This is a genomic window from Gilliamella sp. B2824, from assembly GCF_026536245.1.
Lineage (GTDB): Bacteria > Pseudomonadota > Gammaproteobacteria > Enterobacterales > Orbaceae > Gilliamella.
In genome coordinates, this window is sequence record NZ_JAFNON010000017.1 from 30836 (window position 1) to 43116 (window position 12281).

Sequence of the window (12281 nt, forward strand, 5' to 3'; positions counted from 1 at the left end):
ATGTATTTTATGCAGATTATGATGTTATTGTTGCCCTATTTATAAGAGAGTTATTTTAATATTATCGATAAAAAACGCGCCGTAGCGCGTTATATTTTATTAAAGTCAATTAACTTTCTGATTGAGGTGGTATATCGCTTCCTTCATTTGGAATTTGATTTGCTGCTTTTTCGTCACTTTCTGTCCAATCATCAGGCGCAGTGATAGGTCGACGAGCAATTAAATCTGCAACTTGTTTAGCACCAATAGTTTCGTACTTCATTAATGCATCTTTCATGGCGTGAAGTACATCCATATTTTCAGTCAGTATTTTACGTGCCCGTTCAAAATTACGGTCGATAATTTTTTTGACTTCTTCATCAATGATACGTGCTGTTTCATCTGAAATATCTTTAGGACGACCATAAGATGAGTTATCATCCATTTCATAAAATAATGGACCTAAGCGATCAGAAAAGCCCCACTGAGTAACCATCGCTCTGGCGTATTGCGTCGCGACTTTTATATCATTAGATGCACCGGTTGATACTTTATCAACACCGTAAATAAGTTCTTCAGCAAGCCGACCACCATAAAGTGTTGCAATGTCACCCTCTAATTTTTCACGGCTTTCACTAACGCGATCACCTTCAGGTAAAAAGAACGTAACCCCTAATGCGCGTCCACGTGGAATAATGGTCACTTTGTGAATCGGATCATGATCAGGCATTAAATAACCAATAATTGCATGACCAGCTTCGTGATAAGCCGTAGAAATAAGCTGTTCTTTGGTCATGGTTAATGAACGTCGTTCAGTACCCATGTTAATTTTATCTTTAGCTTCTTCAAACTCGTCCATGGTGACTAAGCGCTTATTACGACGCGCGGCAAATAGTGCAGCTTCGTTTACAAGGTTTGCTAGTTCAGCGCCAGAATAACCAGGTGTACCACGTGCAAGAACGGATAAATTGACATCAGAACCAAGTGGAACTTTACGTACATGAACGGCTAAAATTTGTTCACGTCCTTTCATGTCCGGTAAACCAATTTGTACTTGGCGGTCAAAACGACCTGGGCGAAGTAATGCTGGATCTAAAATATCAACACGGTTGGTTGCCGCAATAATGATGATGCCACTATTCGCTTCGAAACCATCCATTTCAACTAACATTTGGTTAAGGGTTTGTTCACGTTCGTCATGACCACCCATTGACCCTGCGCCACGTTTACGTCCGACAGCATCAATTTCGTCAATAAAAATGATACAAGGCGAATGTTTACGAGCTTGTTCGAATAGATCGCGAACACGAGATGCACCGACACCAACAAACATTTCGACAAAGTCAGAACCCGATATACTAAAGAAAGGTACATTGGCTTCACCCGCGATAGCTTTGGCAAGTAGCGTTTTACCGGTACCTGGTGGTCCAACCATCAAAATCCCTTTTGGGATGCGTCCACCTAGTTTTTGATATTTGCCAGGATCGCGTAAAAAATCCACGACTTCGGTGACTTCTTGCTTCGCTTCTTCACTACCCGCAACATCGGTAAACTTAGTTTTGACTTGATCTGGAGTGAGCATTTTGGCTTTACTTTTGCCAACAGACATTGGCCCGCCTTTGCCGCCACCCTGCATTTGGCGCATGATAAAAATCCAGAAGCCAATTAATAGAATAATTGGAAACCAAGAGATCAAAATATTAACTAATAAACTCGGTTTTTCATCAGGGCTACCATAAACAGCAACTTTGTTTAATACCAAATCATCCATTAATTTTTCATCAAAATAAGGGATATAGGTGACATAACTGCCGTTACCTTTAGTGGTGGCAACAATTTCACGCCCGTTAATATGCACCTCTTGAAGTTTGCCACTGGTGATGTCTGAGTTGAATTGGGTATAATTGACTTGAGGACCACTATTGGATATTGAGCTGAATTGATTAAATACAGCAATCAATACTACCGCAATGACTCCCCAGATCAGCAAATTCTTTACCATGTCGTTCAAAAGAAAAACCTCTCATAAAAATTAACAGTTACGACTAAAATTAACTTAGCAATGGTACTACAAAATTATACAACTGGCTACTTCATACCCATTGCAACGATATAAACTTCTCGGGATCTTGCCCGTGAAGCTTCAGGTTTACGGATTTTGACTGTTTTAAACATTGAGCGTACCTGTTTTAGGTACTCTTCAAAACCTTCACCTTGGAATACTTTGACAATAAAATTACCATTAGGTGCAAGCACGTCTCGACACATATCAAGCGCGAGTTCAACTAAATACATAGCTCTAGGAATATCAACAGCGGGTTGACCACTCATATTGGGGGCCATATCTGACATCACAACTTGAACTTTTTGATCACCAACGCGTTCAAGCAGTGCTTTTAATACTGCTTCATCACGAAAATCACCTTGCAAAAAATCAACGCCAACAATCGGATCCATGGGTAATAAATCACATGCAATAATGCGACCTTTATTACCAATTAAAGATGCTACGTATTGTGACCAACCACCAGGTGCTGCACCTAAATCAACAACGGTTATCCCGGGTTTAAATAGTTTGTCACTTTTTTGAATTTCTTCTAATTTGAACCATGCCCGAGATCGTAATCCCTTTTTTTGGGCTTGTTGTACAAAGCGATCTTTGAAATGTTCATTAAGCCAGCGTGTCGAACTTGCCGAGCGTTTTTTATTACTCACCGCTAATAAATCCTTAGTGTAAGAAGGTTTCTTCAATTGATTACTCATATATATAAGGGTAGAATAGCAAAATTACAACTTAATGTGATAAAAAATTAATGAATTTATCAAATAAACAAAAACAGTACTTAAAAAGTGAATCCCATCATTTAAAACCTGTTGTGATGATTGGTGCTAATGGGTTTACCGAAGGTGTTCTTGCTGAAATTGAAAGCGCTTTAAATTTTCATGAATTAATTAAGATTAAAGTATCAGCTGAAGATCGTGACAGTAAAAAATTAATTTGCGATGCAATTATTCGTGAAACCAAAGCACTAGCTGTACAACAAGTCGGGTCTATTTTTACCATTTTTAGACCAAGTGATGAAAAGAAAATCACTTTACCTAAATAAAATAAAAACAGGGCAGTAAGCCCTGTTTTTATTGTTAACTTTTATGTTTTTTTGATATTAGATATATTCAACTTTTACTATATCAAATTCCACATCACCGCCCGGTGTTTTAATTTGGACTGTGTCACCATCTTCTTTTCCAATTAAACCTCTGGCAATAGGTGAGTTGACCGAAATCAGATTTTGCCTATAGTCAGCTTCATCATCACCGACAATGCGATAAGTTGTTTCTTCGTCGGTATCAACATTGATTACTGTTACTGTGGCACCAAAAATTATACGTCCGGTGTTTTTCACTTTGGTAATATCAATAATTTGTGCTTGTGATAACTTGCCTTCAATTTCTTGAATACGTCCTTCACAAAAGCCTTGTTGTTCTCTGGCTGCATGGTATTCGGCGTTTTCTTTTAAATCCCCGTGCGCTCTTGCTTCGGCTATAGCTGCTGTAATTTGTGGTCGTTTAACATTTTTCAGCTCTTCCAATTCCGCGCGTAATAATTCGGCTCCCTTTACCGTCATTGGGATTTGTTTCATCTTTGCTCTCCCGTTTTACTGATAATAAAAAAAATAACAAGCCCAACGCTTAATCAAAAGCGTGGCAGGTGGTGATTGTAGTTGTATATGTTATTTTAAAAGACACCAATGTCTATCGCTATATATTAACTGTAAAACCGATCTGACCACAAATCATTTATATCGAAATCAGGTGCTATTTTGGCTAAAATCGGTTATCGTAATGTAATTATTAATATTTTAATTTAACCATTTAGTCTATTTATGTTATGCGACGATTAAGATTATCTATAATTATTGTCTTGTCTATTATTTGGTTTGTGTTGTTATTACCTTATTTCTTAATGCAGACTTCTTTTGGTGCGAATTTAATTGGGCAACAATTATCTAAATTAAGTCCTTATACTATTTCTATTGGCAAGGTAAGTCATTCATTTTCAAATTTTTATGAGCTGTCTTTTGATGATGTTGTGATTAGTAATGAAAAGCAGCAATTGGTTAATGTTCCAAAATTAGTTGTTGGATTTGATAAAGATAACCTATGGCAGTTAAATCATTTCAATTATATTACTGTTTTTGAAGGTGTGATTGATTATTCACAAACAGCTAAAGATTATAATTTTACTGCAAATACGCTAAAATTAGTGGATACCAAAATCAATATTCCCCTTAATAATAACCAAGATAAATTATCATTAAACCAGTTAAATGGTGGCATTAAATCATTTAATTCGCAAGGTGAGGGAGACTATCAGTTTGATTTGACGGCACAGCAAGTTATGTTAAATCAACAGACAATGGATAAGGTACTTATTCAAGGTTTTCATCGAAATAATATTATTACTGTTACCAATTTAGGCGGTAATGTTGATAACGGTTTTTTTGTTAGTAAATTGAAAATAATGGCGGATAATAGCTGGGATATTGAACAGTTGAAGATTAATAAGATTCATTTTAAATCGATCGATGACCGTTATTCTACAATACTGCCTAAGTTAGTTATTCGCCAATTTACTATGTTCGATAGTAGTATTCAAATTCCAGGGTTAACTATTGATAAAGGGAATATTGATGCAACTAACCTACGCTATGATCAACAATGGATAGTAGATGATAGTGATGTTACTTTGAGTGCAGAGAGTGTAGTTTGGCATGATGAGGTATTTTCATCGGTATTGTTACAATTACAGTTTAAAAATAATCAAGTTGTAATTCAAAAAGCGATGGCAAATTGGAATGAAGGTAATCTTGATTTTACTGGTAGTTGGAGTAATAACGCCTTACATTTAGAAAAATTATTATTAGCTGGTGTCAATTATCAAGTACCGCCAAAATTAGACGGATTCTTATTACCCGATCTATTTAGCCGAGTAGAAGTGGATCAATTAACCATTTTACCTGGTATGTTAATTGATAAAAATTCAGATTTTCCATTTGTTTTTATCAATTTTGAAATGTCAGGCTCTAATGTAGTCTTAGTTCAAGATAGAAAATTAGGTATTTATGCTGGAACCTTATTTTGTAAAGCTGAACGGGGCTCTATTAATGAAATTGATATTAAATATCCCGATCTTGTTGTTAAATTTGATGCTCAAGATCAAACTTTAGTCAGTTTTAGTTCGTTAGTGAGTGGCGGTATGGTTGAAGCAATAGCGACAATAGATCCAACGCAAACTGAATTTGTCTCGTTACATTTAACTGCCTATAATATCTCCAGTTCACTATTAAAAGAGTGGAAATTAATAGAAGAACCACCTAAATCCATTAATTATAGTGCAGATTTACACGGTAGTATTTCACCATTTAAATTATCTGGCACTCTATTGTCTAATGAAAACGAGTTTATTATTAATCCATAATATTGATTTAAGTAAAAACATCCTTATATACCCTGTAAAGATATTTGATATCTGACTAGTGTTTAGTATCAGATTGACTTGATGAAAAATGTATATGAGGATGTAATGAATCCAGTTAGATTAGATAAATGGTTGTGGGCTGCAAGGTTTTATAAAACTCGTTCATTAGCTCGAGAAATGGTTGAGGGTGGTAAAGTTCATTATAATGGACAGCGCACTAAACCAAGTAAAATTATTGAAGTGGGGGCAATTTTAACTCTTCGACAAGGTTCTGATCAAAAGACCATCCAAGTATTAGCCATTACTGAACAGCGTAGATCTGCTACAGAGGCACAATTACTTTATCAAGAAACGCAAGAAAGTATTACTAAACGCGAAACCATAGCACAAGCACGTAAACTTAAAGCATTAACTATGCCACATCCGGATCGGAAACCGGATAAAAAAGAGCGACGTAACTTGATTAAATTTAAATATGATAGACAACTAGGCGAAAATAACTAATATGGATACTTTAAATCGATTTTTATTTGATAATCACGCTATTCGAGGTGAAATCACCCATCTTGAACAGACATACCAGGCAATTTTAGATAATCACACTTATCCCGTTGCTGTACAAAAAGTCTTAGGTGAATTACTGGTGATAACTAGTTTATTAACAGCTACACTAAAATTTGAGGGTGATATCGCTGTACAATTACAAGGTGATGGTCCTTTATCTTTAGCGGTTGTAAATGGTAATGATCAGCAACAACTTCGAGGAGTTGCGCGTGTAAAGTCGGATATTGCCAATAATGCAACACTTAAAGAAATGGTTGGTAATGGTTATATTGTTATTACAATTACACCCAAAAATGGTGAACGTTATCAAGGTATTGTAGGATTAGAAAGCGATACGCTTATTGGTTGTATTGAAAACTATTTCATGCAGTCTGAGCAGTTACCAACACGTTTATTTGTCAAAACAGGCGTTTATAATAATAAACCTGTTGCTGCTGGTATTTTATTGCAGATATTGCCAGGAAATGAAAATACATCTGATTCTTTCGAGCATCTATGTACCTTAACTCAAACGATTACTAGTGATGAGTTATTTGAACTGTCCACTGAAGAAATTTTATATCGTTTATATAATCAAGAGCAAGTTCGATTATTTGATACTCATAACGTGACATTTAAATGTGGTTGTTCTCGTGAACGTTGTGAAGATAGCTTAATGACTTTGCCTGCCAATGAAATAGATCAGATGCTAAAAGAAGATGGTGGCAAAATTGATATTCATTGTGATTATTGTGGGAAACATTACATATTTGATACGATTGATATTGCTCAAATCAGAGCTAAACAGCATACCAATTATCATTGATTTTTCTTTCTAAAAGGACCACTAAAATTTGTTAAAATTTTAGTGGTAAGGTGAAATATAGGGAAATTAAACCCACTGCTAATTTACCAGACTCGTATAAATATGTCAGTTTCTTTTATCGGTTTTGATAGATATTTTTGTAAAGAATCTTTACAAAACTATTTATAACAATAATACCTAAAAATATCTTATTAATTGTTTTTAATATCAATAAGTTAGGAAGATCATTTTTTACTTAATAAACTAAACGTGTTTCTAGTATAGAATTTATAATAATAACGGCAGTAATGCGATTTATGTTTTGTTGTTTTTTTCTATATCTATATCTTCAACTATGGCATGTTTATCAGAAATTCTACACTTAATATTAAAGTGATAAAGTCTAAATCCATAATCCTGCTCTTTCAAACTTTTTTGTTTATATGCTGGCCTTGGATCTTGAGCAATAACTTGAGTAATTAATGCTGCCAAATTAGGGTAGGTAAGTTGATGTGATTTAAGTAATTGCAGTGCTTTTTTTGAAAATTCAACGGTTAACGTTTTATCTGGCATCGATTGTGCATAACCGGCAATTGCCTCGGGATAACTATCACAATAAGGTAAGTAGGGTTTGATATCGATAACAGGTGTTCCATCTACTAAATCAACACTACCTAATTTTAAAATGACTTGTTTGTTTTTTATAACGATATCTTTCAACGCTACTGCTGACAAACCAATATGGTTGGGTCTAAATGGAGAACGCGTTGCAAACACCCCTAACGTTTTATTTCCGCCTAAACGCGGTGGGCGCACTGTTAAACGCCATTTGTCTAATTCAATTTGATGAAATTGAAATAAAAGCCAAAGATGAGAAAACTGTTCTAATCCTTTAATTGCATCAGGGTTATTGTAAGGTGGTAACAAATGCAGTTCACCTTGACCTTCAGTCACTAAATTAGGTTGCCGAGGTACAGCAAATTTTTCACTATAAGGTGAATGGATAATGCCTATTGGGTTGATTATTTGTTTCATATTAATTGAGTTAACAGGTAAAACTCATGAATAAAATACATTATAAAATAGTTATTATGACATATTAAAAACATCCACCGACGTTAAGCCGGTGGAAAAACATCATAATATTTTAGCTATGATTTTACCAACCACGAATTGCGCCGCCATTAAACACTTGATTAGCCTTTTGGGCTACGGCATCTGTTTGGTAAGCTTTAACAAAGTTTTTGACATTGTCATTATCTTTATCTACTTCACGTGATACGATGATATTTACATAAGGTGATTCTTTATCTTCAACAAAAATACCATCTTTGCTTGGTGTTAAATTAGCTTGTCCTGCAAAAGCATTATTAATAATGGCAAGGTCAACTTGTGCATCATCTAATGAACGCGGTAACATTGGTGCTTCAAGTTCAACAATTTTATAATTATACGGGTTGCTAGTAATATCAAGTACTGTTGGTAGTAATCCTTTTGATTTATCCACCGTAATCATGCCTTCGTGTTGTAATAACAATAATGCACGGCCTAAATTAGTTGGATCGTTAGGAATGGCTATTGTTGAGCTAGCTGGAATAAAGAAGGTTTCGTCACGCGGTGAGGTTACTTTCACACCGGCACCAGTTTCAGCTGATTTATCAATTGGTTTTAATTTATGTGAATAGCTGGCAATTGGATAAACAAATGAGTTGCCGACAACTGCTAATTTATAACCACGTTCTTTCATTTGTTCATCTAAATAAGGTTTATGTTGGAATGCGTTAACATCAATTAAGCCATCATTTAGTGCTTGGTTTGGCGTGACATAGTCATTAAAAATAACCAGTTCTACATCCAAGTTATAAAGATCTTTAGCTTGTTGTTTAGCAACTTCTGCAACTTCTTGTTCTGGGCCTGAAATCACACCAACTTTAATCGTGTTAGTTTTTACAGGCTCTGCCGGTTTAGTTTCTTCTGTTTTTGATTGTTTATTATCACAACCCGTTAAAAAAAATGCACTCACCAAAGTAGTGATAAGTGCTAGCTTCTTAATAGACATAATTTTCTCCAAAATTAATGATGAGTAACACGTTTTACAATAGCATTGCCAATAAATTGAATAATAAATACGATAATAATTAATATTATCAAAACCGTGTTCATTATAGCAGGCTTATAACCATTGTAACCATATTGTATTGCTAGTTGACCTAGTCCCCCTGCACCAACCGCACCGGCCATAGCAATATAGCCAGTTAGGGTAATTAATGTAATTGTCATACTATTAACAATGACAGGTAATGATTCGGGTAATAAAACTTTATAAATTATTTGTAGTGGTGTTGCCCCCATTGAACGTGCTGCTTCGATTAATCCTTTTGGTACATCTAATAAGGCATTTTCGATCATTCGTGCAATTAGAGGTGACACACCAATACTCAGTGGTACGACTGCTGCTTGTTTACCAATAAAAGTTCCCATAAGAAATGTCGTGAAAGGAATAATCCAGACAATCAAAATAATAAATGGTATGGAACGAAATACATTAGTAATGAATGAAAGAGCGTTATTTGCTAAGTAACAATCTAAAATTTGCCCTTTGCGTGTGGTATAAAGTAATATGCCTATTGGTAAGCCAATCACTGTTCCCCAAAAACCTGACAAAATAACCATGTATAGGGTTTCATCGGTCGCTTGTGCCATTTTGAATAACATGGCTTCATTAAAGCCATTAAAAGAAGAGCAAAAAGTCACAAAGTTTGCCCAAAAATCGTGTTCAGCTAAAAATCGAAATAATGATTCAAAAGGTTTAAACGAAGGAATAAAATTAAACATAACCGAGCACCTCTACTTTGGTGTTATTGTTCTCTAAAAATTGTATTGCTGACGCTGTGCTTTTCGGTTTGCCTTTCATTTCTGTCAACATTAATCCAAACTTAACACCGCCAGCATAATCCATTTGAGCACTGATAATGTTACTATCAATATCAAATTCTTTAGCAATTTGTGATAACAGTGGCAAATCAACTGAAACACCAGTAAATTCTAAACTTACTAATGGATTTAAACCTTCTTTATATTCAGGTGATAGCCTTGCTAAATAGTCCTCAGGGATAGTTAAGTGTAAAGTTGATTGTATAAATTGCCTTGCAATATCAGTTTTAGCATGTGAAAACATTTCACCAACCGATGATTGTTCTACTAATTTACCATTACTGATAACGGCAACTTGATCACAAATTTGTTTTACCACATCCATTTCATGAGTGATTAATAAGATGGTTAAACCGAGTTTTTGGTTGATATCTTTTAATAAAGCTAAAATTGAGCGTGTTGTTTCTGGATCTAATGCGCTAGTTGCTTCATCACATAGTAATACCTTTGGATCACTGGCTAACGCTCTAGCAATAGCAACGCGTTGTTTTTGTCCACCAGACAAATTAGCCGGATAGACATGAGCTTTCTCGGTTAATCCGACTAATTCAATCAGTTCGGTCACTTTTTGCTTTATTTGCGCTTTTGGTGTTTTATTTAGTTCTAATGGAAAAGCAATATTATCAAAAACGGTACGTGAAGAAAGCAGGTTGAAGTGCTGAAAAATCATACTGATTTTTCGACGTACTTCAATTAGCTTACGGTTAGAAAGGTGAGTAATTTCTTGATTATCAAAAAATATTTTACCACTAGTCGGTTTTTCGAGTAGGTTTACGCATCGAATAAGTGTACTTTTCCCCGCTCCTGATTTGCCAATAACGCCATAGATTTGCCCTTGCGGAACATGAAGGGAAATATCGTTTAAAGCATGAATTGGGGTCTTATTATGCTCAAATATTTTCGAAATATGCTGTAATTGTATCATAATATATATAGACAAAGGGTAGATAGCTGAATATTAAGACGTCTAGACATCTAAGTCAATCAATAATATGCTATACGAATTGGTGTAATGCCTAAGTAAAAGGAAAAAAGTAAACATGAAACCTGCTATTTTTTTGGATCGAGATGGTACCATTAATGTCGATTATAATTATGTTCATACCATTGATAAATTTGATTTTATTGATGGGGTTATAGAAGCTATGCAAGAACTCAAAAAAATGGGTTTTTTGTTGGTGATTACGACCAATCAGTCAGGTATAGCTAGAAATATCTTTACTGAAGAACAGTTTAATACATTAACAGAATGGATGGATTGGTCATTACAAGATCGCGGTGTAGATTTGGATGGAATCTATTATTGTCCTCACGATCCATTGACTGATAAATGCGAATGTCGTAAGCCGAGTCCTGGTATGATTCAAACTGCAGCTAAGGAATTAAATATCGATATTGCAAGTTCATATATGGTTGGTGACAGAGTATCGGATTTATTGTCGGGTAAAAAGGCAGGTGTTAAAAAAACAGTTTTAGTCAAGACCGGTGATGCCATTACTGAAGAAGCATTAGCACAAGCTGATTGGGTAATTAACAGCTTGGCTGATTTACCCAATAAAATAAAAGCAGAATCATAATTATCTAAAAATACTATCCTAATACGGTGTTTAAAATTAATGCCGTATAATTTTCACGATAAGCGGTGATAAAATTAATCCCAAAAATAGCGCATTGATAAAATTCACCGCACTTTGAGCAAAGCAATGAATAGTATTGATGGAAAAAAGAGAAAAACAACTTAAAAAAATCAAAAATACTGAACCCAAATATAGGAAGCTAATTTTATTTTTCTTATCAATCAAGACAGATAACCTAAGAATAAAGAGGCATATTAAGCTTAATCCGATCAGAGCACTTTTATGTTGCAATAATTAATAGATTGGAATATCTGTATTTTTTAGTGAAATTATCTGTTGTAAAAAAGGAAAGTGTTTCACAAAAAAGCCAGTCAAGTGAGTAAAACTATCCCAACCTACATGAGATAGTGCACCTATTAATACAGAAGTTAAGACAATAAACCAATGATGGTAGCAATATTCACGCCAATTAAAATTTAGATAATGAGTAAATCATTTATATAGAAAATGCGGCAAATTTTTGATTAATTCATTACGAATAATGAAGTGAAAGATAAAAGCAACAATTATTGTTATTGGTAGATCAAAATAAAAAATACCATAATTAAAGTAAGGCTCATATCACTTTTTATTTTCATTCTAAGAAAATATTCAAAATCAGGTGACATACTACCTATAATTATGGCTGTCATAGAAAAATTGAGGTTTTTTGTAAAAAGATAAAACAATTGCAGGATGTGCAAAAGTAAAAGGCATATAAAATATGCTTGAAAAGTTAGACTGAAATAGAAAAATTATAATTATATAATCAATAGTAAATAAAGAAAGTTTGTAAAATTTGTATAGAATTAGTTTATTTTCACAGCGCCATGAGTAAAAAAAACACAAACAGAAAAAAAATAGCAATAAACACTTGCAGGAATTTTTTAAGTGCCTATAATGCGCATCCACTGACACGGCGTTA

Annotated in this window: 13 protein-coding genes and 1 pseudogene; 5 read left to right on the forward strand and 9 right to left on the reverse strand. The window is 34.4% G+C overall.

Features of this window, described 5'->3' with window-relative positions:
* Positions 1-109 precede the first annotated feature (109 nt).
* A complete protein-coding gene (gene ftsH, locus J3U56_RS11660) occupies positions 110-1990 on the reverse strand; it encodes an ATP-dependent zinc metalloprotease FtsH (RefSeq protein ID WP_416379619.1) in 1881 nt (626 codons plus the stop codon).
* Between the two features lie 77 nt (positions 1991-2067).
* Positions 2068-2694, reverse strand: a complete 627-nt coding sequence (rlmE, locus tag J3U56_RS11665) for a 23S rRNA (uridine(2552)-2'-O)-methyltransferase RlmE (RefSeq protein ID WP_065633282.1) — start codon at positions 2692-2694, stop codon at positions 2068-2070.
* A 98-nt stretch (positions 2695-2792) separates the two neighbouring features.
* On the opposite strand from rlmE, the gene yhbY reads away from it, so the two are divergent.
* Complete coding sequence (gene yhbY, locus J3U56_RS11670) at positions 2793-3086, forward strand: ribosome assembly RNA-binding protein YhbY (protein WP_065633283.1); 294 nt, start codon at positions 2793-2795, stop codon at positions 3084-3086.
* A 57-nt stretch (positions 3087-3143) separates the two neighbouring features.
* Here the strand turns inward: yhbY and greA are convergent, their stop codons facing one another.
* Complete coding sequence (greA, locus tag J3U56_RS11675) at positions 3144-3620, reverse strand: transcription elongation factor GreA (RefSeq protein ID WP_065559646.1); 477 nt, start codon at positions 3618-3620, stop codon at positions 3144-3146.
* A 248-nt stretch (positions 3621-3868) separates the two neighbouring features.
* Here greA and J3U56_RS11680 point away from each other — a divergent pair, with 248 nt between their 5' ends.
* The 3 genes from J3U56_RS11680 to hslO all read left to right on the forward strand — a co-directional run bounded on the left by J3U56_RS11680 (position 3869) and on the right by hslO (position 6827).
* Positions 3869-5458 (forward strand): hypothetical protein, encoded by a 1590-nt coding sequence (locus J3U56_RS11680; RefSeq protein WP_267367835.1) that lies wholly within the window; start codon positions 3869-3871, stop codon positions 5456-5458.
* A 105-nt stretch (positions 5459-5563) separates the two neighbouring features.
* On the forward strand, positions 5564-5962 hold the full coding sequence (gene hslR / locus J3U56_RS11685; protein ID WP_267367838.1) for a ribosome-associated heat shock protein Hsp15: 399 nt from the start codon (positions 5564-5566) through the stop codon (positions 5960-5962).
* The gene (gene hslO / locus J3U56_RS11690; protein ID WP_267334567.1) at positions 5955-6827 is read left to right on the forward strand and encodes an Hsp33 family molecular chaperone HslO; all 873 of its coding nucleotides are present in this window, start codon (positions 5955-5957) and stop codon (positions 6825-6827) included. The genes hslR and hslO overlap by 8 nt, the downstream gene beginning before the upstream one ends.
* Positions 6828-7121: 294 nt before the next feature.
* On the opposite strand, the gene tsaA is transcribed toward hslO, so the two are convergent.
* The 4 genes from tsaA to metN all read right to left on the reverse strand — a co-directional run bounded on the left by tsaA (position 7122) and on the right by metN (position 10665).
* The gene (tsaA, locus tag J3U56_RS11695) at positions 7122-7841 is read right to left on the reverse strand and encodes a tRNA (N6-threonylcarbamoyladenosine(37)-N6)-methyltransferase TrmO (protein WP_267334554.1); all 720 of its coding nucleotides are present in this window, start codon (positions 7839-7841) and stop codon (positions 7122-7124) included.
* 124 nt (positions 7842-7965) lie between these two features.
* Positions 7966-8865 carry a MetQ/NlpA family lipoprotein gene (locus tag J3U56_RS11700; RefSeq protein WP_267349136.1) on the reverse strand — a complete coding sequence of 300 codons (900 nt, stop codon included), beginning with the start codon at positions 8863-8865 and terminating at the stop codon, positions 7966-7968.
* Between the two features lie 14 nt (positions 8866-8879).
* Positions 8880-9521 carry a methionine ABC transporter permease gene (locus J3U56_RS11705; RefSeq protein WP_416379622.1) on the reverse strand — a complete coding sequence of 214 codons (642 nt, stop codon included), beginning with the start codon at positions 9519-9521 and terminating at the stop codon, positions 8880-8882.
* Between the two features lie 112 nt (positions 9522-9633).
* Entirely contained in the window at positions 9634-10665 is a 1032-nt protein-coding gene (metN, locus tag J3U56_RS11710; RefSeq protein ID WP_267367841.1) for a methionine ABC transporter ATP-binding protein MetN, read from the reverse strand.
* Positions 10666-10780: 115 nt separating this feature from the next.
* Between metN and gmhB the strand changes: the two genes are divergently transcribed.
* On the forward strand, positions 10781-11317 hold the full coding sequence (gene gmhB / locus J3U56_RS11715) for a D-glycero-beta-D-manno-heptose 1,7-bisphosphate 7-phosphatase (RefSeq protein WP_267344876.1): 537 nt from the start codon (positions 10781-10783) through the stop codon (positions 11315-11317).
* 294 nt (positions 11318-11611) lie between these two features.
* Here gmhB and J3U56_RS12220 read toward each other — a convergent pair.
* Positions 11612-11788, reverse strand: a pseudogene (locus J3U56_RS12220) (DUF4184 family protein); the annotation flags it as partial.
* 101 nt (positions 11789-11889) lie between these two features.
* On the reverse strand, positions 11890-12060 hold the full coding sequence (locus J3U56_RS12225; RefSeq protein ID WP_416379686.1) for a DUF4184 family protein: 171 nt from the start codon (positions 12058-12060) through the stop codon (positions 11890-11892).
* Positions 12061-12281: the final 221 nt, after the last annotated feature.

What these genes read in the sequence shown, in the direction of transcription:
- metN (WP_267367841.1), bottom strand. Translation starts at nt 10,665, where the DNA reads ATGATACAATTACAGCATATTTCGAAAATATTTGAGCATAATAAGACC.
- gmhB (WP_267344876.1), top strand. Translation starts at nt 10,781, where the DNA reads ATGAAACCTGCTATTTTTTTGGATCGAGATGGTACCATTAATGTCGAT.
- hslR (WP_267367838.1), top strand. Translation starts at nt 5,564, where the DNA reads ATGAATCCAGTTAGATTAGATAAATGGTTGTGGGCTGCAAGGTTTTAT.
- J3U56_RS11680 (WP_267367835.1), top strand. Translation starts at nt 3,869, where the DNA reads ATGCGACGATTAAGATTATCTATAATTATTGTCTTGTCTATTATTTGG.
- J3U56_RS11705 (WP_416379622.1), bottom strand. Translation starts at nt 9,521, where the DNA reads ATGTTATTCAAAATGGCACAAGCGACCGATGAAACCCTATACATGGTT.
- J3U56_RS11700 (WP_267349136.1), bottom strand. Translation starts at nt 8,865, where the DNA reads ATGTCTATTAAGAAGCTAGCACTTATCACTACTTTGGTGAGTGCATTT.
- yhbY (WP_065633283.1), top strand. Translation starts at nt 2,793, where the DNA reads ATGAATTTATCAAATAAACAAAAACAGTACTTAAAAAGTGAATCCCAT.
- greA (WP_065559646.1), bottom strand. Translation starts at nt 3,620, where the DNA reads ATGAAACAAATCCCAATGACGGTAAAGGGAGCCGAATTATTACGCGCG.
- tsaA (WP_267334554.1), bottom strand. Translation starts at nt 7,841, where the DNA reads ATGAAACAAATAATCAACCCAATAGGCATTATCCATTCACCTTATAGT.